The sequence below is a fragment of the Microbacterium testaceum genome (assembly GCF_029761935.1).
GTDB classification, from domain to species: domain Bacteria; phylum Actinomycetota; class Actinomycetes; order Actinomycetales; family Microbacteriaceae; genus Microbacterium; species Microbacterium testaceum_A.
This window is the reverse complement of sequence record NZ_CP121699.1, coordinates 2,152,469-2,173,486: the sequence shown is the minus strand read 5'-3', so window position 1 is coordinate 2,173,486 and position 21,018 is coordinate 2,152,469. Positions and strand designations below refer to the sequence as shown.

The following is a 21,018-nucleotide window of genomic DNA, read 5'->3' as shown; positions in this document are numbered from 1 at the left end:
GTGAACGACGTGAGCACGACGACCGGCCCGGAGCGCACCCGCGTTCCGGGCCGCCGTCCGTTCCGCCGCGGCTGGTTCATCGGGGCGTCGATTTCGCTGATCTGGACCTTCCCGGTCCTCGTCGAATTGTGGGAGGGTCCGAGCGTCGCGGGTCACCTCGTGGGCACAGGGATCGTGGTCGCGTTCGCCGCCGTGTTCATGGGGACGGTTCCCTGGGCCCGCGTCACCGCGTCGCGCCTGCGCCGGCTCGCGCCGACGCTAGTGCTGTTCGCACTCACGCTGACGCTATTGCCCTGGCTCGGCACCGACATCCGCTGGATGTGGACCTTCGTCGGCGTCGCGTTCGCCGTCTCGGCCATGGGCCGCAGAACCACCTGGCTCTTCGTCCCCGCCCTCAGCGCCCTGTCGTTCGTCGTCGGCGAGGCGATGGGGGCCGACGCGTTCTCGAACGTCGTGAACTCGGCGATCATCCTCTCGATCTCGATCATGATGTTCAGCTTCGTCGAGAACATCTCGACCCTCGAACGCCTGCGCGCCGCTCACGAGCAGATCGCCGAACTCGCCGCCGAACGCGAGCGCGGCCGCGTCGCTCGCGACGTGCACGACATCCTCGGACACTCGCTCACGGTGATCACCGTGAAGGCCGAGTTGGCGGGACGACTGATGGATGCCGGCTCCCCGGCCGCCCGCGACGAGATCGCCCAGATCGAGGGTCTCTCCCGCGGAGCCCTGGCCGACGTGCGCGCGACCGTGCACGGCTACCGTGGCGTGAGCATCAGCGGCGAGCTCGCCGCAGCCCGCGCCGCGCTCGAGAGCGCCGGTGTCTCGGCCGACCTCCCCGGCTCCACCGATCAGGTGCCCGCAGACCGCCGCGAGCTCGCGGGATGGGTCGTGCGGGAGGCCGTCACCAACGTGGTGCGCCACTCGGGCGCGAGCGCCTGCCGCGTGCGACTCGACAACCGCTCGATCGAGGTCGCCGACGACGGTTGCGGCCCGGCGTCCACGGCATCCACCGGCTCAGGACTCACGGGACTCCGCGAACGCGTCGAGACCTCGGGAGCACGGTTGACCATCGGTCGCAGCGACCTCGGCGGATTCAAAGTGAAGGTGGCGTGGTGATCCGACTGCTCATCGCCGACGATCAGGCCCTCGTTCGCGGCGCCCTCGCCGCCCTGCTCGGACTCGAGGCCGACATCGAAGTCGTCGCGCAGGTCGGACGCGGAGACGAGGTGGTCGAGGCGGCGCGCACGTCGGGGGCCACGGTCGCCCTGCTCGACATCGAGATGCCCGGGATCGACGGGATCGCCGCCGCCGCGCAGCTGCGTGCGGAGGTTCCCGGATGCCGTGCCCTCATCGTCACGACCTTCGGACGCCCCGGCTACCTGGCGCGGGCGATGCAGGCCGGCGCCTCGGGCTTCGTGGTGAAGGACACGCCCGCGGCCGAGCTGGCCGACGCGGTGCGGCGGGTCTCCCAGGGACTGCGCGTGGTCGACCCCGCTCTCGCAGCCGAGTCGTTGGCGCAGGGCGACTCGCCCCTGACCGAGCGCGAGACCGACGTGCTCGCCGCTGCCCGCGACGGCGGCTCGATCGCCGACATCGCGCGCACCGTCCACCTCTCGGAGGGCACCGTGAAGAATCACCTCTCGAGCGCGATCGGCAAGACCGGCGGGCGGAATCGTGCGGATGCCGTGCGGGTGGCCGTCGAGCGCGGGTGGCTCTAGCGGTCAGCGGTCGGCGCCCACCCCGAACGCCTCCGCCTCCTCCTCCGTCAGCATCCGGGAGCGGATGAGGAAGCGCATGCCCGTCGGTCCCTCGACCGAGAAGCCCGCGCCACGACCGGGGACGACGTCGATCGTCAGGTGCGTGAACTTCCAGTACTCGAACTGCGACTCCGACATGTAGACCTCGATCGGGTCGTCGAGACCCGCATCGATGTCGCCGAGGTGCACGTCGCTAGGCCCCGTGATGAACATGCCCACCGGGTAACACATGGGGGAGCTGCCATCGCAGCACCCGCCGGACTGGTGGAACATCAGCGGCCCGTGCGTGGCCGTCAGCTCGCGCAGCAGCGCGGCCGCGGCATCCGTCACATCGACGCGAGAGAACTCGGCCATGTCCCGTTCCTTTCGAACGATGTCCCACTTTCGGTCGTCTGGGGAATGCTCAGACGACCATTTGTGGGACATGGCGAGGCGGCGCCGAGGCCCGAAAGGCCCCGGCGCCGCTGCGACTCAGAAGAAGCCCATCGCCCCGTCGGCGTACGACACGAGCAGGTTCTTCGTCTGCTGGTAGTGATCGAGCATCTTGAGGTGGTTCTCGCGACCGATGCCCGACTGCTTGTATCCGCCGAACGCCGCGTGCGCGGGGTACTGGTGGTACGTGTTCGTCCAGACGCGGCCCGCCTCGATCGCGCGACCGGCACGGTAGGCGGTGTCGCCACTGCGTGCCCAGACGCCCGCGCCCAAGCCGTAGAGCGTGTCGTTGGCGATCGAGATGGCGTCGTCGAAGTCGTCGAACGACGTAACCGACAGCACGGGGCCGAAGATCTCCTCCTGGAAGATGCGCATGTCGTTCGTGCCCTCGAACACGGTCGGGGCGACGTAGTAGCCGCCCGACAGGTCGCCGCCGAGGTCGACACGCTCACCGCCCGTGAGGAGCTTCGCGCCGCCCTGCGTGCCGATGTCGATGTACGACAGGATCTTCTCGAGCTGGTCGTTCGAGGCCTGCGCGCCGATCATCGTCTCGGGGTCGAGCGGGTTGCCCTGACGCACCTTCTTCACGCGCTCGAGGCCGTCGCCGAGGAACTGGTCGTAGATCGACCGCTGAATGAGCGAGCGCGACGGGCACGTGCAGACCTCGCCCTGGTTCAGCGCGAACATCGTGAAGCCCTCGAGCGCCTTGTCGTAGTACGCGTCGTCGTTGTGCAGGGCGACGTCCTCGAAGAAGACGTTGGGGCTCTTGCCACCGAGTTCGAGCGTCACCGGGATGAGGTTCTGCGAGGCGTACTGCATGATGAGGCGGCCGGTCGTGGTCTCGCCCGTGAAGGCGATCTTGCGGATCCGCTTGTGCTGCGCGAGCGGTGCACCCGCCTCGATGCCGAAGCCGTTGACGATGTTCACCACGCCCGCGGGGAGCAGGTCACCGATGATGTCGAACAGGAAGAGCAGCGACGCCGGCGTCTGCTCGGCCGGCTTGATCACGACGCAGTTGCCCGCGGCGAGGGCCGGAGCGAGCTTCCACGCGGCCATGAGGATCGGGAAGTTCCACGGGATGATCTGACCCACCACACCGAGCGGCTCGTTGAAGTGGTACGCCACGGTGTTCTCGTCGAGCTGGCTGAGCGAGCCCTCCTGCGCCCGCAGCACGCCCGCGAAGTAGCGGAAGTGATCGACCGTGAGGGGAATGTCGGCGGCGAGGGTCTCGCGCACCGGCTTGCCGTTCTCCCACGTCTCGGCGACGGCGATCTTCTCGAGGTTCTCTTCGATGCGGTCGGCGATCTTGTTCAGGATGACGCTGCGCTCGGCGGGAGTGGTCTTCTTCCACGACGCGAACGCCTTCCACCCGGCCTCGACCGCGCGGTCGATGTCGTGCGCGTCGCCGCGGGCGACCTCGCAGAACGGCTTGCCGGTGACGGGGGTGATGTTCTCGAAGTACTCCCCGGAGTGGGGTTCGACCCATTCGCCGCCGATGTAGTGCCCGTACCGCGAGCGGTACTCGGCGACGGCCCCGCGGGTTCCGGGGGCGGCGTAGACGCTGGATACGCCTTCTTCGACGATGGTCATGCGTGTCTCCTTCGACGGTCATGAGTCGCCGCGTCGGCTTCGGGCGGCGATGCGCCGACGGTACGCCGCAGGAGGTTGCATCGGGTTGCACGGGCGAGCGGGCGTGCGCTCAGGACGCGTTCGTTCGACGAGACCGCACCAGTTCGACGCGAAACGGGTGCGTCGTCGACGAACGAATGCGGCTTCGGCGCGGGCAGGACGGCCGGACAGAAAGACGGATGCCGCGACCCTCGGGCCACGGCATCCGTTCGAGCGAGCGCTGTCTACGCGTCGGCGTCGGCGAGCACCGAGCGCAGCGGGGGCACGTTGACCTCGTGCAGGTCGACGCCGTCGAGGCGCTCGATGCTCTGCACGCGCGGCGCGATCGCGCGGTCATCGGCGACGATCCAGCTGCCGACGAGCAGGAAGCGGTCGTTGCCCGCCGTGATCGGGCCGGTGAGGGCGAAGGTCTGGTGCGTCGGCGTGAGGAAGGTCACGCGCACGGGCGTTCCGTGGGGGAGGGTCGAGGGATCGACGACATCGGCCTCGAGCGCGGGCTGGGGAACCTCGATGCCGAGGTCGATGCGCTGGATCTCGGCGCTCGTGGCGAGGATGACGTCGCCCACGAGCGGCTGCCCGCCCACGCCGATGCGCACGGTGCCCTCGAGCGCGTACAGGCCGTAGCGCGGGGAGCGGACGATGACGCGCGCGACGTCACCCGCCTTGACCTCGGCGAGGGCCTCGCGGATACGCCCCACGTCGCGACGGGCGCGTGCTGCCGAGAAGATGTCGAGCGCGTTTTCGTCCATATGTTCAGCGTAACGAGGGCCTCCGACATCGGGGACGCTCTCGGGAAATCCCCTGGTAGCGCCGGGCGAGCGCGGAGTGTCACCCCCGAGCGAGACGCTCCAATCGAGAAACCAGTCCCGCTCGCTTGGGGGAGCGGGCGGGAACCAGCTCGAGGCAGAGCCGCAGCACCTCTTCGTCATCGCGCGCGTCGGCTGTCTCGGCGTAGGCGAGCAGGACGTCGACCCCCGCCTCTTCGATGAGGGCCTCTCGCAGCGCCGAGCGCACCGATTCGCGCACCTCGACCACTCCCGGCGCCTCCGACTCCGGCAGCACCGGTCCGGCGTACGCGGCGAGCGCCACGCGATGCGCACCCCTGTCCAGCAGCGACAGCACGTGCTGGGCGTCGGTCTCGAGGCCCACGGGCAGTCGATAGGGGCGGGATGCCGGAACGAGACGCGGCGCCACCGGCACGAGCGCGCGCCGAAGCCGCACCATCTCGGGCCGCAGCGTCTCGACGGCGGCGTGGCCGTACACCGCCTCGCTCAGGGCCTCGGCCGACAACCCCTCCCGGTGCACGGCGAGCAGCAGAAGGATCTCGGCGTGCCGGGCGCTCAACTCGACCGACGCACCCCCGACCTCGAGCAGCGCACGATCCCGCCCGAGGATGCGCAGCAGAGCCCGCTCCGGCGCGGACCGCCGCGGGGGAGGAGCCTGCTGAGCACGGAGCCGCCCCACGAGGATCTCGCTCTCGATCGCCCGGGCCGTGGCATCCACCAACAACTGGGCTTGAGGGGTCACGGCCTCGGGCCCTCCGGTGACGTCGATCACGCCGAGCAGACGCCGCGTCTCGGGATCGTGCACGGGCGCCGCGGTGCAGGACCACGGCTGCACAAGGCGATTGAAGTGCTCGGCACCGCGGATCTGCACCGACCTGTCGAGAGTCAGCGCCGTTCCGGGAGCGGACGTGCCCACGGCATCCTCCGCCCAGTTCGCCCCCGCCACGAACCCCATGTCGCCGGTCAGGGCGCGGATGTGACGATCGCCTTCGACCCACAGCAGACGGCCCGCGGCGTCGCCGACCGCCACGACCACGCCCGATTCCTCCGCAGTTCCGGGCAGGAGCAGAGAACGCACCATGTCCATGACCCCGGCGAGCGGGTGAGCGCGGCGGTAGGCCTCCAACTCACCGCTGGGAAGGTCGAGCGGAGGAAGACCTTCGGGGCCGACGAGGGATGCCAAGGACCTCCGCCACGACTCCTGCACGAGCGGTCGCACGTCGTCGAGTCGGCGGTCGTCGTTGCCGGCGATGAGCTCCTCGTGAGCACGCGCGATCAACAGCCCCGAGGTCTCGGGGGAAACAGTCGGTCGCGACCATGGAGAGGGCACGGGACTCCCATCGGCGGTGACGGAGGTGGCTCCCAGTGTAGGTCGCGTGGTGCGCGTAGGGGAGGGCGGGCATCACTGGGGCGCACTCGGTGCACCGGGGCGGGCGTCGACCACCCCACTGCCCGAAACGTGCCCCGTTACGGCGCGACCTCCCATGACACGACGTGCGCGCGGTCCAGCGGCACCGGGCGCGAGGCAGCCCTTCGTCCCCTGGCGATGAGAACGGTTCCCGATCCCCTCGAAACGCCGTCAACCCCCGTTACCGCCCACGGCCGGCGAGCGCACGGTGGAAGGACCGACAGAAAGGAACGCCATGAAGGCTGTGCAGTACCGCGAGATCGGCAAAGGACCCGAGGTCGTCGAGATCGAGGAGCCCCACGCGGGCCCGGGCCAGGTGCGTCTGAAGGTGACCGCGGCGGGGCTGTGCCACTCCGACTGGTTCGTGATGGACCTCCCCGAAGACCAGTACACCTACGGCCTGCCGCTCACCCTCGGCCACGAGGGCGCGGGTGTCGTCGACGAACTCGGCGAGGGCGTCGAGGGTGTCGAGATCGGCGCGGCCTACGCGATCTACGGACCGTGGGGCTGCGGGCGCTGCCACGCGTGCGCCCACGGTGCCGAGAACTACTGCCCCTACGCGGCCGAGATGGGCATCACCCCTCCGGGCCTGGGCAGCCCGGGCGCCATGGCCGAATACGTGATCGTCGATGACCCGCGTCACCTCGCCCCGTTGGGCGACCTCGATCCCGTCGAGACGGTCTCGCTGACGGATGCCGGGCTCACCCCGTACCACGCGATCGTCTCGGCGAAAGAGAAGCTGTACCCCGGCGCGACGGCCGTCGTCATCGGCGTCGGCGGCCTCGGTCACGTCGGTGTGCAGATCCTCCGCGCGATCACCCAGGCCACCGTCATCGCCGTCGACCTCGGCGAAGACAAGCTGGCCCTCGCTCGCGAAGTCGGCGCCCACCACACGGTGAACTCCGACGAGCACGCGGCCGACCGCATCCGCGAGCTCACGAACGGACTCGGCGCCACGGCGGTCTTCGACTTCGTCGGCGTGCAGCCCACGATCGATCTCGCGCGCGCGGTCGCCGGGATGGACAGCTTCATCCACATCGTCGGCATCGGCGGAGGCATCATGCCGGCCGGGTTCTTCTCCACGCCGATGGGCGCCGCGGTGCGCGCTCCCTATTGGGGCACCCGCAGCGAGCTCATCGAGGTGCTCGACCTCGCGCGCAGCGGCGCGGTCGGCGTCCACGTCGAGCGCTACGGCTTCGACGGTGCCGTCGAGGCGTACGCGAAGCTGCACAAGGGGCAGGTGCGCGGCCGCGCCGTCGTCGTGCCCTGACGCGAACCTCGAGGGGGTGGCATCCGGAGCATGGATGCCACCCCCTCGGTGTTCCGAAATCACCCGGGTGTGCACTCCGCACTACTACGCAGTGCGTGGTACTGTCCGAGGCAGACAAGCGAAGGGGGCCGCGTGGATACGACGCAGCTGTTGAAGGGGGTGCTGGATGCCGCGGTGCTCGCGGTCGTGCAGCACGATGACGGGTACGGGTACGACATCGTGCGGCGCCTGCGCGAAGCGGGGCTCGGCGAGGTCGGCGACGCCTCGGTGTACGGAACGCTGCGGCGCCTGTACTCCGCGGGCGCGCTGTCGAGCTACGTCGTGCCATCGGAAGGCGGGCCGCACCGCAAGTACTACGCGATCAACCCGCAGGGGCGCGAGCTGCTCGACGCGCAACGCGCCAGCTGGACGCACTTCTCGTCCGCCATGACGAGCCTTCTCGACGACACCACTCCCACCCCGAAGCTGCGCACGATCGGAGACGCACGATGACCACCACGACCGTCCACGACGATATCCGCGCCTTCGCCGCCGCCGTCCGCTCTCATCTCGATGATCTCCCCGTCGACGAGGTCGATGACCTGCTCGACGGTCTCGAAGCGGATCTGTCGGATCAGGCCGCGGAGGCCGGAGAGCACTTCGAGACCCCGGACGCCGCCGCCTACGCCGCCGAACTCCGCTCCGCCGCGGGGCTCCCCGAGCGTGGTGCGCCTCGCACAGCCCGGAAACGCGAGCCGCTCTTGAAGCAGGTGGAGGACGGGTGGCGCGAGGTCGGCGAGGTCATTCAGAGAAACCCGGTCGGCGCCTGGATGCTGGACCTGTTCGGCGCGCTGCGTCCGGTCTGGTGGCTGGTTCGCGGCGCCACCTGGTACGTCTGCCTGTACCTGTTGGTCTGGATCGTCGTGCCGTCGAGTGTCTCCGGCGGCCTGCTCGGCGCCATCCTCGCCCTCGGCGGCAATGCGGTCGCGTGGGCGGTCCTCCTCGCCGCCGTCACCCTGAGCGTGCAGTGGGGCCGCGGGCGTTGGCTCCCGGGAAACGGCGTGCGGATTCTGCGGTCGTTCCTGACGATCGGCGCCGTACTCGCCCTTCCGATTCTCGCGGGCCTGTTCGCGCAGGGTGTGGGCCTCGCGCTGAACCGCGCCAACGCGGTTCCCGAGCCCTACGTAGTCTCGGGGCTCTCGGTCGACGGTTCGCGCATCCGCAACATCTTCGCGTTCGACGCCGAGGGCAACCCCATCCCCGTCGTTCAACTGTTCGACCAGGACGGCACTCCGCTCACCACGGTGGGACGTGACCAGGGGCCGCAGACGATCGACGGCTACTTCTACGGTGGCGGCGGTCCGGTGCCAGTGCCCTACCCGGTGCCCGGGGGTAACGACGCCTGGAACATCTTCCCGCTCAGAGAGTTGCCGGCGGGTTCTTGGATGACGCCGAACGATATCGCGAACGCGGAACCTACGGACTTCCCGTTCTCACGGGTGCAGTCGCTCCCCGAGGACGTCGTGAAATCGGCAACGAAAACCGACCAGACACCGCTCCCCACAGCCATGCCCCAGCCAAATGCTGATGGTCAGCTCGGGGCGGTCACGCCGTGACCGACCAGCCGCGCATCGTCAGTATCGACCTGACCCACCTCGTAATCGCCGCCCTCGCCCAAGCCCACGACGAGGAGGACTGAGGTCCGGAGTTTCGGGGCGCGGTTCGAGCGAGCGGTACGGCTCGAGCCGCGCCTCGACGCCGTCGCCCCTGTGCGTTCGTGGCCCCGGGGCCACGAACCACGCCCCGGGGCCACGAACGGCGCCCCGACGCGAGCGCCGGGGCGCACCTGCGCCGTTCACCCTGATACCGGGCACCACGGCCCGTCGCCCGCTCCCGCCGCGCCGCCCGAGACCCGGCCGCACCGGAAGCCGCGGACCTCAGCCCCGCGCCGCCCACCATTCGCGCAGGCGCTTCTCGGCCTCTTCTTCGCCCAGCACGCCCTCGTCGAGGCGCAGCTCGAGCAAGAAGCGGTAGGCCTCGCCGACCTCGCGACCGGGCGTGAGGCCGAGGACCTCCTGAATGCGGTTGCCGTCGAGCTCGGGGCGGATCGAGTCGATCTCCTCCTGCTCGCGGAGCGCGGCGATGCGGGCCTCGATGTCGTCGTACGCGGATGCCAGGCGCTGCGCCTTGCGCTTGTTGCGCGTGGTCACGTCGGCCCGGGTCAAGATGTGCAGGCGTTCGAGCTCGTCGCCGGCGTCGCGCACGTAGCGCCGGACCGCGGCATCCGTCCACGCTCCCTCGGCGTAGCCGAAGAAGCGCAGGTGCAGCTCGACCAGTCGGGCGACGACGGTGGTCGTGGCGGCGTCGAATCGCAGGGCCTGCAGGCGCTTTCGCGCCATGCGCGCGCCCTTGATGTCGTGGTGGTGGAAGGTGACGCCCCCGCCCGCTTCGAGGCGTCGGGTGGCGGGCTTGCCGATGTCGTGCAGGAGCGCCGCCAGCCGCAGGGGCACATCGGGGGCGGTATCCGGGTGTCGCTGCTTCTCGAGCGCGATCGCCTGGCGCAGCACCGTCAGCGAGTGCTCGTAGACGTCCTTGTGGTGGTGGTGCTCGTCGACTTCGAGGCGCAGGGCGGGGACTTCGGGGAGGAACTCCTCGATCAGACCGGTCTCGACGAGAACCCGGATGCCGCGGACGGGATCATCCGTCTGCAAGAGCCGCACGAGTTCGGCCTGCACGCGCTCGGGGCTGACGATGGCGAGCGAGCTGCGCAACTCGCGGATCGCGTCGAGGGTGTCGGGGTCTAGGACGAAGTCGAGTTGCGACGAGAAGCGGGCTCCGCGCAGCATACGCAGGGGGTCGTCGCCGAAGCTCACGGCGGGGTCGATGGGTGTGCGCAGGCGGCCGGCGATGAGGTCTTCCACACCGCCGGTCGGGTCTACGAGCGTGCGGGCGGGAACGCGGAGCGCCATGGCGTTCACGGTGAAGTCGCGGCGGCTGAGGTCGGCCTCGAGGGTGTCTCCGAACTCGACGGTGGGCTTGCGGGTGACCCCGTCGTAGCTGTCCGCGCGGTACGTGGTGATCTCGACCTGTTCGCCCTTCACCCGCGCGCCGATGGTGCCGAACGCCCGTCCGACGTCCCACTGCACGCTCGAGACGGGTTTCACGAGCGCGAGGATCTCGTCGGGACGGGCGTCGGTGGTGAAGTCGAAATCGTGGGTCACGCGCCCCAGCAGGGCATCGCGCACGGGACCGCCCACGATCGCGAGATCGCGACCGGCATCGGCGAAGACCCGGGCGAGCGTGGCGACCACGGGATGCGCGGCGAGCTCCTCGAGGCGCGCGAGACCCTCAGCCATGTTCAGCATGCCTTCGAGCCTATCCGGGGTCACCGACGGCCCCGTCGGGCAGGAAGGGCGCGTCAGTCGTCGGCGAAGCCCAGAAAACCGGTCACCAGCAACTCGCGCACCCGCGGCAACAGGTCGGCGCGCAGGGCCTCGGCATCCACCTCCACGAGCTGGGCGATCGCATCGATGAGCGCTCCTACGGCCAGATCGCCGTCGCAGGCGCCGACGAGGGCCGCGAGCCCCGGGTCGACCTCGAGTGTGCGCGCGAAGCCGCCGCCCTGTCGGAGTTCGATGACCGAGGGGTCCTCCTCGCCCGGTCGGTGGTGGCGCGCCTCGGTGACGTCGGGGGCCACGCGCAGCACGCTCGAGGCCAGTCCGTCGTCGTCGAGCAGGGCGGCCCGGTCATGGGCGGCGAGGGATGCCGACAGGTGCGGCCCGAACGCCGATTCGCCTCCGCCCGAGACGCGTTCGTACCGCGCGAGGGTCGGCCCGCCCGCGAGAGGTCGCCGCAGCAGCACGTACCCGAACCCGACGCCGGTCACTCCCCGTGCGGTGAAGTCGTCGAGCCACGCGTCGATGAGCCGCGCGTACTCGGGTGTGCCGGGGACCGTTCCGCCGTCACGCACCCACAGCTCGGCGTACGCGAGGGGGTCGAGCACTTCACGTTCGATCACCCACGCGTCGAGCGACGAGCCGACCCACTCGCGCACGCGGTCGAGCCCCGACTCTCCCCACCGGTACTCCCAGTTTCCCAGCGACTGCGCCACCGCCCCGGGCGCGAGATGTTCCCCCACGCCCGAGATGACCGCGGCGACGAGGGAGTCGCCCTCTATTCCGCCGTCGCGGTACTCGTACGCCGGAACCCCCGCGACGCGCGGCGTGATGACGAACGGGGGATTGGATGCCACTCGGTCGAACGTCTCGCCGGCGACGGGCTCGAACAGCGAGCCCAGGCGGGTCTCGATCCCGTCCACGCCGTTCACGAAGGCGTTGAGGCGGGTGAAGCGCAGCGCGCGCTCGGAGATGTCGGTCGCGACCACGTGGTCGACGAGCCGGCGCAGCCGGAGGGCCTGGATGCCGCAGCCCGTGCCGATGTCGAGGGCCGTGCGCGCTCGGCGGGTGAGTTGCAGGCGCGCGAGGGTCTGGGAGGCCCCGCCGACGCCGAGCACGTGGTCCTCGGGGAGCGGACCCTCGAGGGCCGCTTCGTCGAGGTCACTGGCGATCCACCACTCGACCTCGCCCTCGTCGTCGGCGAAGGACTGAGGCCTCACGAGCACGGCGGGGGTCACGGCATCCCCCGAGATCTCCAGGAGTCCGAGCGCGGCCGCTCCGTCGACGCGCAACGTCGGCAGCGCCGCCTCGGCGTCACCGCGCGGGACGGGCAGCCCGAGCCCCCACAGACGACCCAGCACGGCGAGCGCATCGCCGCGCTCACCCAACGCGCGCGTGGCCGGGCGGCGGAGCCCCCTCGCGACGGCGTCGTCGGCCTGGGCTCCCCAGGCGGCGCGGAGGGCGGCGCTCGTGTAGTCCGCGGTGCGGAGGTCGTCGGCGAGGGCCTGACACAGCTGGGGATCGGGTTCGGGAAGCACCGGTCCATTCAACCGTCTGCGCGAGGCTATCGGGGGGCTTGGAGGGAGGCGGGCCTAGACTCGCAGGCGGTGCGAGGCCCCCTCGTTCCACCGACGCTCGTATGACCGTGACCTCCCAGCCTTCGGGCGCACCCGTGCCGCGGCGCTCCTTCACGCGCCGGCTCCTGGCGACCCTCGCCGCCGGGGCCATCGTCGCGGGCGTGGCACTGCCGGTCTCGGCGGCTTCCGGTGCGACGCCGAGCCCTTCGCCGTCGGCCTCGAGCTCGCCGTCCGTGCTCATCGCGGCTCCCTCGGCGAACGGCATCCTGCGTCCCGGTGACGCCCTGTCGGTCGTCGTCAGTCTCGCGGCCGGGTCATCGGCTGCGCCCGCCGGCCCCGTCGCCCTGTCGATCGGGTCCGCCCCTCTGGCCGATGACGCCGCCATCGATCGATGGCTCAGCGGTGACGCCTCCGGCATCGCCTTTCAGCAGGTCGCGACGGGAACCCTGGATGCCACCGCCTCCGGCGCCCAGTCGATCACCACCCTCACGGCACCGGGGACCGACCCGGCCCTCGCGAACCGCGCCACCGGCGTCTACCCGGTCCTCGCGACGAGCGGCGGGCTGACGGCATCGAGCGTGGTCGTCGTTCCGGCTGACGCGGGGGCGCAGACGCCGATCGCCCTCGTCGTCCCGGTCACGGCGGCCCCCCTGACGCGCGGTCTTCTCACCGCGAACGAGCTGGCCGAGTTGACCGCGGTCGACGGCGGTCTGTCCGCGCAGCTCGACGCGGTGGACGGCACCGCGGCCACCCTGGCCGTCGATCCCGCGATCCCCGCGGCCATCCGGGTGCTCGGCTCGGCCGCCCCGCCCACCGCGGTGGCGTGGCTCCAGCGACTTCTGGCCCTGCCGAATGACCGGTTCGCCCTCCAGTTCGGCGACTCCGACGTCGCCGCGCAGCTGCACGCCGGGCTCACGGCCCCGCTCGGCCCCACCTCGCTGCAGAACTACATGGCCGCGGCCGACTTCGTGCAGCCCGCCCCGGCGGTGTCCGCCGTGTCGACGCCCGAACCGGCGTCCAGCACGACGCCCGGCCAGCCCTCGTATCCGTCCCTCTCCACGCTGCTCGACATCGGGGTCGCGACCCCCAACGTGTACTGGCCCGCGACCGGAACCGCGGGAGCGGACACCGTCGCCACCCTCGGCGCGCTCGGCAGCGCCGACGACCCCACCCACGTGCTCATCCCGTCGACCAGCGTCTCCGGCGGGGGGCGGCAAGCCTCCGCCCGCGTCGGAGGGGTCTCGACGCCGGTCTACGACGCGGAGGTCTCGCGCGCCCTCGCCGACGCGGCCGGTCAGAACGACAGCACCCGTCGCGGAGCCTCGCTGGCGGCCACCCAGGCCTACCTCTCCATCGCCCGCACCGTCACCGCCGATCAGCCGGTCCTCGCCGTCCTCGACCGGGGCACCGATCGTTCGCGCGTGAGCCTGCGCGCGACCCTCGGCCTCGCCGCCACCGCGCCGGGGTACACGGCGTCGACCCTGCGCGCCGTCGCCTCGGTGCCGGCATCCGACATCTCGCTCGAGGCTCCCGACGTCGACGCGGCTCGTGTCGACGAGGTCCGCAACCTCGTGAGCGACGAACAGAACGTCGATCGGTTCGCGTCGATCCTGGATCAGCCCGAGCTGCTCACCGGACGCGAACGCGCGGAGCTCCTCCAGGTCACGAACGTGTCGTGGACGGGGGATGCCGCCCGCCAGGCCGTCGCCGACCACCGCGCCGCCACGCGCACGACGCTCGACTCCGTCGGAATCCTGTCATCCGATTTCCGTCTGGTCAGTTCGAGCGCGCCGCTGCGCCCGTGGGTGCGCAACGACCTGCCGTGGCCGGTGACCGTCGTGATGTCCGTCCGCACCAACGACGTCCGCCTACGCGTACAGGACCGCACTACGATCGATGCCCAGGCCTCGGCCAACACACGCGTCGAGGTGCCCGTCGAGGCGCGTATCGCCAACGGCGAGGTCAGCGTCGACCTGCAGCTGTACAGCCCCTCGGGCGTGCCGATCGGATCACCCCAGGCGGTCGACGTTGAGGTGCGCGCGGAGTGGGAGAACATCGGCATCGTCGTCGTCATCGCCCTCATCGTGGGCTTCTTGAGCCTCGGGGTCGTCCGCACGGTCGCGCGCCGTCGCCGGCTGCGCGCCGAGGAGGCGTCGTCCCCGGTCTCCGATGACGACGAGCCCGTGGATGGGATCGGCGTGAAGGATCCGGATGCCGACGGGCGCAGCCCCGCCGAGGACGCCGACGATCCCCTCACCGACGAGCACGCCCCCCACGAGAACCTTTCGGACATCGAGCAGGAGACACGCCCGTGAGCAGCATCGGACGGGCCAGTGTGCTCATCGGGGCCGGAACCATCGTGTCGCGCGTCAGCGGGGTGCTGCGCACCATCGTGCTCGTGGCCGCCATCGGGTCGATCAGCAGCGCGGGTGACGCCTTCGCCGTCGCCAACCAGTTGCCGAACAACATCTACGCGATCATCTCGACCGGCCTGCTGACCGCCGTCGTCGTCCCGCAGATCGTGAAGGCCGCCGCGCACGCGGACGGGGGACAGGCGTTCATCTCGAAGCTGTTCACCCTCGGCACGGTGGGCCTGCTCGGGGCCACCGCTCTCGCGATGATCGCCGCACCACTCCTGGTGCACGTGTACGCGGGCAAGTTCACCGACGATCAGCTGGCCCTCTCCACCGCATTCGCCTACTGGTGCCTGCCGCAGATCTTCTTCTACGGTCTCTACGCTCTGCTCGGCGAGATCCTCAACGCCCGTCGCGTCTTCGGTCCGTACACGTGGGCGCCGATCGTCAACAACATCGTGTCGATCGCGGGCTTCGGTGCGTTCATCCTGCTCTTCGGGGGACAGCAGGTGCGCGTCGACGCGTGGTCGCCCTCGATGATCGCCGTTCTCGCCGCCACCGCGACCGGCGGTATCGTCGTGCAGACGGCGGTGCTGATGTTCTTCTGGCGCCGCGCGGGACTGACCCTGCGTCCCGACTTCCAGTGGCGAGGCGTGGGGCTCCGACACATCAGCCGCCTCGCGGGCTGGACCTTCCTGATGGTCGTCGCCGGCCAGCTCGCCGGAATCGTGCAGTCGAACGTGCTCTCGGGCGCCTCCGGCAACGATCCCGCGATCTTCGCCTCGCAGAACGCCTGGCTGCTGTTCATGCTGCCGTACTCGATCATCGTGCTGTCGATCGGAACGCCCTACTTCACGCAGCTCAGCGAGCACGCCGCCGCGGGACGCGACGACGAGGTACGAGCCGACATCGCTCGCAGCATCCGCACCCTGGGGTTCTTCATCGTCGCGGCCACCGCCGCCCTCGCCGTGGCCGCCGTCCCCGCCAGCCGGATCTTCACGAACGGATCGGAGCAGGCCCTCGCCGCCGCTCCCGTCCTGTGGTGCTTCCTGGTCTGCCTCGTGCCCCTCGCCGTGCTCTTCGTCATCCAGCGCACCTTCTACGCCTACAACGACACTCGCACCCCCTTCTTCTTCACTCTGCTGCAGTGCGCGCTCGTCGCAGGAGGGGCCATCGCGGCCGGCGCGTTCGTCGATCGGTCCGACCTGGCCGCCGGCGTCGCCCTGACCCAGTCGTTCGCGAGCATCGTGCAGGTGGTCGTGGCGACGGTGCTGCTGCGCCGCCGCCTCTCCGGCATCGGCACGGGCTCCTGGCTGTCGGCACTCGGACGTTTCGCCCTCGCCGCGATCCCCGCCGCCGCGGCCGGGTGGGGCGTCCTGATCCTGCTGGGCGGCCCCGAAGGATGGATGACGAGCAGCGTCGCGGCCGGGATCGCCGGTGCCGCGGTGCTGGGCCTGGTCGTCCTCGCCGTGTACATCGGCATCCTGGCCCTGTTCCGCACTCCCGAACTCGCCCCGGCGCTCGCGCTCGGCCGGCGGTTCCTCCCCCAGCGCTAGCCCCCGTGGCCGTGGAATACCCCGCGGCTACCATGGGTTTCATCCGACGGAATCAACGAGAGGGAGGCGCAAACGTGCGTCACGTCATCATCATCGGATCGGGCCCGGCCGGATACACGGCCGCCATCTACGCTGCCCGAGCCAACCTCGAGCCCCTCGTCGTCGCGAGCTCCGTCGAAGCCGGCGGCGACCTCATGAACACGACCGAGGTCGAGAACTTCCCCGGGTTCCCCGACGGCATCCAGGGGCCCGACCTCATGGCCAAGATGCAGGCCCAGGCCGAGCGCTTCGGCGCCCAGGTGCTCTACGACGACGTCGTGTCGCTGGAGCTCGACGGTCCCGTCAAGAAGGTCACGCTCGGAAGCGGGAAGGTCGAAGAGGCCGTCTCGGTCATCTACGCGACCGGTTCCGCCTACCGCAAGCTCGGTCTCGAGGGCGAGGAGCGCCTGTCCGGCCGCGGTGTCTCGTGGTGCGCGACGTGCGACGGCTTCTTCTTCCGCGACCGCACGATCGCCGTGGTCGGCGGCGGCGACTCCGCGATGGAAGAGGCGAACTTCCTCACCAAGTTCGCGTCGAAGGTCTACATCATCCACCGCAAGGACTCGCTCCGCGCGTCGAAGATCATGCAGGAGCGCGCCTTCGCGAACCCGAAGATCGAGTTCATCTGGAACAGCGCCGTCGACGAGATCCTCGGAGACGAGGCCGTGAACGGTGTACGCCTGCGCTCCACGGTCGACGACTCGACGCGTGAACTGCCGCTGGACGGTCTGTTCGTGGCGATCGGCAACGACCCCCGCACGCACCTCGTCCACGACAAGCTGCAGCTGACCGACCAGGGCACCATCTGGGTCGACGGCCGTTCGTCGCGCACGTCGGTGGAGGGTGTCTTCGCCGCCGGTGACGTCATCGACCCCACCTACCGCCAGGCCATCACGGCCGCGGGCAGTGGAACCGTCGCCGCCCTCGACGTGGAGCACTTCCTCGCCGCCCGCGGCGAGGCCGGCGAGCCCGCTGTCGCCGAGAGCCCCATCGAGGGCCTCCCCGACGCCGCGGTCGTCTGAGGAACAAAACCCGGTTCACCGGCGTTTTCATCAATTGACGCTTTCACTAAGGAGAAATGCAATGACTGCCAAGGCGACGACCTCCGCAACGTTCGAGCAGGACGTCCTGCAGGCCGACGGACCCGTTCTCGTTGACTTCTGGGCTGAGTGGTGCGGACCGTGTCGCATGGTCGCCCCCGTCCTCGACGAGATCCAGAACGAGAACGCGGGAAAGATCACCGTCCTCAAGCTCAACGTCGACGAGAACCCGGACCTCGCGATGAAGTACCAGATCACCTCCATCCCCGCGATGAAGGTCTTCCAGGGCGGTGAGGTCAAGACGACCATCATCGGCGCGAAGCCCAAGTACGCGCTCGAGCAGGACCTCGCCGCGTTCCTCGACTGAGACCTCTCACGGAACGTCCCCGGTGCCTCAGGGCGCCGGGGACGTTCGCATGTGCGGGCGGGCTCCGCTGAAGCAGAAAAGCGGACTCAGGATGCCATCACTCCCGGCGACAGCGCTGACGACGGATCTGATTGACGAGGCGCAAGACGGCGTCGATCACACAGACGCCCGCCGTGCGAGCGCTCATCGGCGATCTGAGGGCCGTTCGACGCTGTTTCGACCCCGGAGTGCCCGAGGGGCGACCGAGGGGCTCAGGAGGCGTCGAGCCTGACGTTGGCGTCCCACCGGCGGTGGGGTTCTTCCTCGCCCAGGATTCTCCACACGGCTTTCGTGAGCGGGGGGTAGTCGAGCGCGATCTGGCGAAGCACGCGGTAGTTGCGCGAGCGATTGGGGCGAACTCCACCGTTCTCGAAGATGTTGTCGGCGCGCAGAGTGAGGACGACGAGTTCGTCGACACTGGGCAGGTCTTCCATGAAGTCCCACGGATCTTCACCGCCGCGCAGACGTTCGTGAACGAGGACCGCGAGTTCGTCGGAGGCTTCAGCGCGCAAGAGCTCGAGGCTGGCGCGACGGCGCGGGGTATCGTCGTTCGCTGTCACCGTTCCAGCGTACGTCGACCTACCGACACCGGGCGCGGGGCCGCGTTCGCTCGCCGCGAGATCAGCTTGCCGGCGGTCCCGCTTCAGCCGGTGTAGCCCTCTTCACCCAGCGTCGCGAGGATGCGATTGAGGTCCTGGATGCTGGCAAAATCTATGCTGATCTGGCCTTTTTTGGCGTTGAGAGACACGCGGACCTTGGTGTCGAACCTGTCGCCGAGACGATCCGCGATGTCGTCGAGTCCCGACCGGCGCGATCCGGCCTTCGGCTTCTGACGAACCGGGGCGACACCCGGCATCTTGGCGGCAGCCTCAGCAGCGCGAACCGACAGATCCTCGTTGACGATCTTGTCCGCGAGCTTCTGCATCTCTTTGGGGTCGTCCAGAGAGAGGATCGCGCGAGCATGCCCGGCGCTGAGAACGCCGGCAGCAACGCGCTGTTGCACCGGGACGGGCAGCTTCAGCAGGCGGATCGTGTTGCTGATCTGCGGGCGCGAGCGACCGATGCGCGTCGCCAACTCTTCCTGAGTGATGCCGAAGTCCTCGAGCAGCTGCTGATACGCGGATGCCTCTTCGAGGGGGTTCAGCTGAGAACGATGAAGGTTCTCGAGCAGCGCGTCGCGAAGGAGGTACTCGTCATCGGTCTCGCGGACCACCGCCGGGATGCTCTCGAGCCCGGCCTCGCGAGAGGCACGCGTGCGTCGCTCACCCATGATCAGCTCGTAGGTGCCGTCGCCCTTGTCGCGAACGACCACGGGCTGAAGGACACCGAACTCGCGGACCGAGTGGACGAGCTCTGCGAGGTCATCCGCATCGAAGTGCGTACGAGGCTGACGAGGGTTGGGGACGATGGTCTTCGGGTCGATGTGCACGAGGCGTGCACCCGGCACCGTCACCAGCGCCGCGTCGTCATCGGCGCGATCCGCCTCGGTCTTCGCCGCCGCGTCCTTCGCCGCCGCGACCCCGTCGGGGAAGAAGACATCGACGGGACGTGCCTCCGACGGCTCCATCGTGGGGATGAGGGCGCCGATACCGCGCCCCAGACCGGTCCTCTTGGCCATCAGGAGCCCTTCTTGGTGGTGTCGCGAGCGACGATCTCTACTGCTGCCTCGCGGTAGGCGATGGCGCCCGCTGACTGGCCATCGTACGCGATGACGGTCTGCCCGAAGCTCGGCGCCTCGGACACACGGACGGATCGAGGAATGACGGTGTCGAGCACCTCGTCCGTGAAATGCGAACGAACCTCCTCCGCGACCTGCTGTGCGAGACGCGTACGCCCGTCGTACATGGTCAAGAGGATTGTCGATACGTGAAGACCGGGGTTCAGGTGCTTCTGGATCATCTGCACACTGCCGAGCAACTGGCTCAGCCCCTCGAGCGCGTAGTACTCGCACTGGATGGGGATCATGACCTCGTCGGCCGCGGTGAACGCGTTGATCGTCAGCAGTCCCAGCGAGGGAGGGCAGTCGATGATGACGAAATCGAGGTGATTGCCCTCGATCGCGAGGTAATCCCGCAGCGCCCCCCGAAGCCGATGTTCACGCGCGACCTGCGACACCAGTTCAATCTCGGCGCCGGCCAGGTGGATGGTGCTCGGAGCACAGAGCAGGTTGGGGGATTCGGGGCTGACCTGCACGATATCCGCGAGAGGGAACTCATCGATGAGCACGTCGTAGACGCTGGGTGTATCAGCGTTGTGGGGGACACCCAGGGCGGTCGACGCATTTCCCTGGGGGTCGAGATCGATGACGAGGACGCGAGCACCGACCGAGACGAGTGCGGCAGCGATGTTAACAGCGGTCGTGGTCTTCCCCACTCCGCCCTTCTGGTTAGACACCGTGAAGACACGGGTTCGACCGGACAACTCGACGGTGGTCTCGTCGAGCACACGCCTCCGCGCCGAGAGATTCGCGATCTCACGTGCAATGGGGGAGTCCTCGAAGGATGACGGCGTGGCTGCCTCATCGGACTGTTTCACGTGAAACACACCTTCCCGTCGCCAACCCGATCAGTCTACTCGCGGGTGCTGACATTCCTGATGGGCGGATGAATGGGATCACGTTGAGCAGAGGCATGAGCGCCGAGGGTCCAGCCCGACTCACAAGGGGGTCGCAGCCCCCGGAGAGGGCCTCTACGTACGTTTCACGTGCAGATCTGACCACCCGGTGGTTTCAATCTCGCGCTGCAAAGTCGAGCACACGTCGCCCGGTGAGGGATGTTTCACGTGAAACGTATGCGGAGAATTGAGACTGTGCCGAAAAGTGCGCAGCGGAAGGTCGGTACGCATCCAGCTTCCAGCGTTTGGCGCTTTGCGTCAGCTTAAGGACTCCTGCTTGAGCTGAGCCGCTACATGTTTCACGTGAAACATGCGGTGCCGCGGCTCGCTCTGCGCCCCCTCGCGCTGTGCCGGGTTGATGCCGAACGCCGTGAGCGCGGCCATTCGTTCGTTCGTTCGGCTGGGGAGTTCATGTTTCCGCGACAATCCACGAGAGGTTGAGCTGTCGCGCGATTTCTGTAACCACCCCACCCCGGACGGGGGAGGGCGTAGCTCATCGGGGCGCGAGGAAACGACCGCCATCGTCGGCTGACGTCGACACGACCCAGCGATACAGGATGACCGCGGCGCCTGGTGACAACAGGGAACTCCGAGTCTCGTCGCGAGCGCGACCAGCCAGCCCGCGTCTCCGGGAAGCGTTTACGTTCTTGTCACCCGCGCCAGCGCAAAGTCTTCGGGCTGGCCTCACAACCTGGGCGTGTGACGCATCGTTGCGCGCGATGCACGCACCCGAGTGCACTCCTACGGCTGCTGGCGGCACACGTCCTCGGACCTC

18 protein-coding genes are annotated in these 21,018 nt (G+C 69.4%); 9 read left to right on the top strand and 9 right to left on the bottom strand.

Going from position 1 to position 21,018, the window contains the following annotated elements; translation table 11 throughout:
* Positions 1–9 precede the first annotated feature (9 nt).
* Together QBE02_RS10505 and QBE02_RS10500 are read left to right on the top strand one after the other, a co-directional pair.
* Complete coding sequence (locus tag QBE02_RS10505) at positions 10–1,119, top strand: sensor histidine kinase (protein ID WP_279365655.1); 1,110 nt, start codon at positions 10–12, stop codon at positions 1,117–1,119.
* Positions 1,116–1,721 (top strand): response regulator transcription factor, encoded by a 606-nt coding sequence (locus QBE02_RS10500; protein ID WP_279365654.1) that lies wholly within the window; start codon positions 1,116–1,118, stop codon positions 1,719–1,721. Before QBE02_RS10505 ends, QBE02_RS10500 begins: the two co-directional genes overlap by 4 nt.
* Positions 1,722–1,724: 3 nt before the next feature.
* On the opposite strand, the gene QBE02_RS10495 is transcribed toward QBE02_RS10500, so the two are convergent.
* From QBE02_RS10495 to QBE02_RS10480, 4 genes are all read right to left on the bottom strand, one after another.
* Complete coding sequence (locus QBE02_RS10495; protein WP_056225001.1) at positions 1,725–2,114, bottom strand: DUF779 domain-containing protein; 390 nt, start codon at positions 2,112–2,114, stop codon at positions 1,725–1,727.
* Between the two features lie 117 nt (positions 2,115–2,231).
* The gene (gene exaC / locus QBE02_RS10490) at positions 2,232–3,782 is read right to left on the bottom strand and encodes an acetaldehyde dehydrogenase ExaC (RefSeq protein WP_074694517.1); all 1,551 of its coding nucleotides are present in this window, start codon (positions 3,780–3,782) and stop codon (positions 2,232–2,234) included.
* Positions 3,783–4,045: 263 nt separating this feature from the next.
* The gene (locus tag QBE02_RS10485; protein ID WP_279365653.1) at positions 4,046–4,570 is read right to left on the bottom strand and encodes a hypothetical protein; all 525 of its coding nucleotides are present in this window, start codon (positions 4,568–4,570) and stop codon (positions 4,046–4,048) included.
* 79 nt (positions 4,571–4,649) lie between these two features.
* A complete protein-coding gene (locus QBE02_RS10480) occupies positions 4,650–5,936 on the bottom strand; it encodes a GAF domain-containing protein (RefSeq protein ID WP_279365652.1) in 1,287 nt (428 codons plus the stop codon).
* 313 nt (positions 5,937–6,249) lie between these two features.
* Here QBE02_RS10480 and QBE02_RS10475 point away from each other — a divergent pair, with 313 nt between their 5' ends.
* The 3 genes from QBE02_RS10475 (at position 6,250) to QBE02_RS10465 (ending at position 8,879) form a co-directional block, all read left to right on the top strand.
* Complete coding sequence (locus QBE02_RS10475; protein ID WP_279365651.1) at positions 6,250–7,284, top strand: NAD(P)-dependent alcohol dehydrogenase; 1,035 nt, start codon at positions 6,250–6,252, stop codon at positions 7,282–7,284.
* 132 nt (positions 7,285–7,416) lie between these two features.
* Complete coding sequence (locus QBE02_RS10470) at positions 7,417–7,776, top strand: PadR family transcriptional regulator (RefSeq protein ID WP_056225013.1); 360 nt, start codon at positions 7,417–7,419, stop codon at positions 7,774–7,776.
* Entirely contained in the window at positions 7,773–8,879 is a 1,107-nt protein-coding gene (locus QBE02_RS10465; protein ID WP_279365650.1) for a hypothetical protein, read from the top strand. Before QBE02_RS10470 ends, QBE02_RS10465 begins: the two co-directional genes overlap by 4 nt.
* Before the next feature lie 321 nt (positions 8,880–9,200).
* Here the strand turns inward: QBE02_RS10465 and QBE02_RS10460 are convergent, their stop codons facing one another.
* Both QBE02_RS10460 and QBE02_RS10455 read right to left on the bottom strand, forming a co-directional pair.
* Complete coding sequence (locus tag QBE02_RS10460; protein ID WP_279365649.1) at positions 9,201–10,628, bottom strand: CCA tRNA nucleotidyltransferase; 1,428 nt, start codon at positions 10,626–10,628, stop codon at positions 9,201–9,203.
* A gap of 53 nt (positions 10,629–10,681) precedes the next feature.
* On the bottom strand, positions 10,682–12,196 hold the full coding sequence (locus tag QBE02_RS10455; RefSeq protein ID WP_279365648.1) for a DUF7059 domain-containing protein: 1,515 nt from the start codon (positions 12,194–12,196) through the stop codon (positions 10,682–10,684).
* Positions 12,197–12,303: 107 nt separating this feature from the next.
* Here QBE02_RS10455 and QBE02_RS10450 point away from each other — a divergent pair, with 107 nt between their 5' ends.
* The 4 genes from QBE02_RS10450 (at position 12,304) to trxA (ending at position 17,591) form a co-directional block, all read left to right on the top strand.
* On the top strand, positions 12,304–14,550 hold the full coding sequence (locus QBE02_RS10450; protein ID WP_279365647.1) for a DUF6049 family protein: 2,247 nt from the start codon (positions 12,304–12,306) through the stop codon (positions 14,548–14,550).
* Entirely contained in the window at positions 14,547–16,145 is a 1,599-nt protein-coding gene (gene murJ, locus QBE02_RS10445) for a murein biosynthesis integral membrane protein MurJ (protein ID WP_279365646.1), read from the top strand. Before QBE02_RS10450 ends, murJ begins: the two co-directional genes overlap by 4 nt.
* A gap of 74 nt (positions 16,146–16,219) precedes the next feature.
* Positions 16,220–17,206, top strand: coding sequence for a thioredoxin-disulfide reductase (trxB, locus tag QBE02_RS10440; RefSeq protein ID WP_074694511.1), 987 nt, complete (start codon positions 16,220–16,222; stop codon positions 17,204–17,206).
* Positions 17,207–17,267: 61 nt separating this feature from the next.
* Positions 17,268–17,591, top strand: a complete 324-nt coding sequence (gene trxA / locus QBE02_RS10435; protein WP_279365645.1) for a thioredoxin — start codon at positions 17,268–17,270, stop codon at positions 17,589–17,591.
* A gap of 251 nt (positions 17,592–17,842) precedes the next feature.
* Here the strand turns inward: trxA and QBE02_RS10430 are convergent, their stop codons facing one another.
* The 3 genes from QBE02_RS10430 to QBE02_RS10420 all read right to left on the bottom strand — a co-directional run bounded on the left by QBE02_RS10430 (position 17,843) and on the right by QBE02_RS10420 (position 20,174).
* A complete protein-coding gene (locus QBE02_RS10430; RefSeq protein WP_268102852.1) occupies positions 17,843–18,190 on the bottom strand; it encodes a tryptophan synthase subunit alpha in 348 nt (115 codons plus the stop codon).
* An 83-nt stretch (positions 18,191–18,273) separates the two neighbouring features.
* A complete protein-coding gene (locus tag QBE02_RS10425; RefSeq protein WP_279365644.1) occupies positions 18,274–19,248 on the bottom strand; it encodes a ParB/RepB/Spo0J family partition protein in 975 nt (324 codons plus the stop codon).
* Positions 19,248–20,174, bottom strand: coding sequence for a ParA family protein (locus QBE02_RS10420; protein ID WP_431844552.1), 927 nt, complete (start codon positions 20,172–20,174; stop codon positions 19,248–19,250). Before QBE02_RS10420 ends, QBE02_RS10425 begins: the two co-directional genes overlap by 1 nt.
* Positions 20,175–21,018: the final 844 nt, after the last annotated feature.